Below are 1,254 nucleotides of genomic sequence, written 5' to 3' on the forward strand. Positions count from 1 at the left end.
ACGGACATTGAGCGTTTTGGCAGCGGCTCTGCTTTCGCGCCGCAGCCGTTGCGCATTGGCCCTTTGCACGGCCTTGCAGGCAGTCGCAAACTGACGGCGGTCAACGCCGGTGATTTCTGGGCATTCAGCCACGCAAATGAAGTCGCCACGCGCGTCAAAGACGTAGACTTTGCCCATATCCCCTTCGGGGTCGTAGAGCACTTTGACGCGCTGGCCCACACACAACGCGAGTTCTTCAGCGCCGTAGTGGTAGGATTCGATTTGCAGACCGTAGGTCTTGGTGACGGTGCGATAGCCATTGCCTGGCGCTTCGGAGAGCAGCAGGTCAAGAACACGGGCGTTTTCGATGCGTCGGGGCGGTGGAGCGCTTAAAACCCGATCCAGCGGACGCTGGCCATTTAATCCGGTGTGGGACGTGTGGTGATAGCGCAAGACCCACTGGTCGCAAAAGTCTTGGAGTTGGTCGGCCGTTAATTTCAACTCGACCGTGCGATCTTTAACGAATAAGCGATCTGAGAACTGCTGACGCGCCCGTAACGCTTCGCGTTCGGCGACGTTGTGTCCGATGTAGCCCGGCAGATACTCCAGCAGATCATGTGAAAATGTTCTAAAAAATCGCTCGATGAAGGGTTTTTGCCAGGGCGAGAAGGGCTGAGACGTTTGTTGATCGATGCCCAGCGCATGAAAGATGCGGGCCAGGTGATGGCTGACGTACTCTTGACCGTTGTCGGTCGTGGCGATTTCCGGTACACCCCAGTCGAGCAGCGCGCCGCGCAGCAGATGGGCGACGGCGGTGGCTTTGCTGGTTTTGGAGACGTGCAGCCGGACGCGGCGCGAGTAGACATCGATCACGCCGAGGATGCTATGACGACCATCGGTGAGCAGGACATCGGCGGGGGTGGAGTCGAATTCCCAGACCTGGTTGAGTCGGATGATGTTGGCGGAGGCATCGCCCCAGCCGAGCATGTAGCGACTCTTCCATTGATCAGGATTGGAGAGCAGGACGTAGAGTTCGGCGTTTGCTTTTTTCCAGGCGTCCAGCCAGCGGGCGATGGTGCGCACGCAGGGCACCCGAATCGGGCCATCGCCCGCCAGGGTTGCCGGTAAGACCTGCGTTTCATACCGTTCGATGAGCCAGCTATGGGCAATGCCGGGACTGACATGGGGATAGACGCACAATAATGCTTTGAGTGCGGCCACCAGTTGGGGTTGGGTGTCGATGAGCGTTTGGCCTTTGCGATGGCCGTCTTTTCC

1 protein-coding gene is annotated in these 1,254 nt (G+C 58.7%); it reads right to left on the minus strand.

The features are described from left to right. Window positions 1–1,254 (minus strand): DDE-type integrase/transposase/recombinase (locus BN873_RS01815; protein WP_048670270.1); only part of this gene is annotated, 1,254 nt, incomplete at both ends.

It is taken from the genome of Candidatus Competibacter denitrificans Run_A_D11 (genome assembly GCF_001051235.1).
Taxonomy (GTDB): Bacteria; Pseudomonadota; Gammaproteobacteria; order Competibacterales; family Competibacteraceae; genus Competibacter_A; species Competibacter_A denitrificans.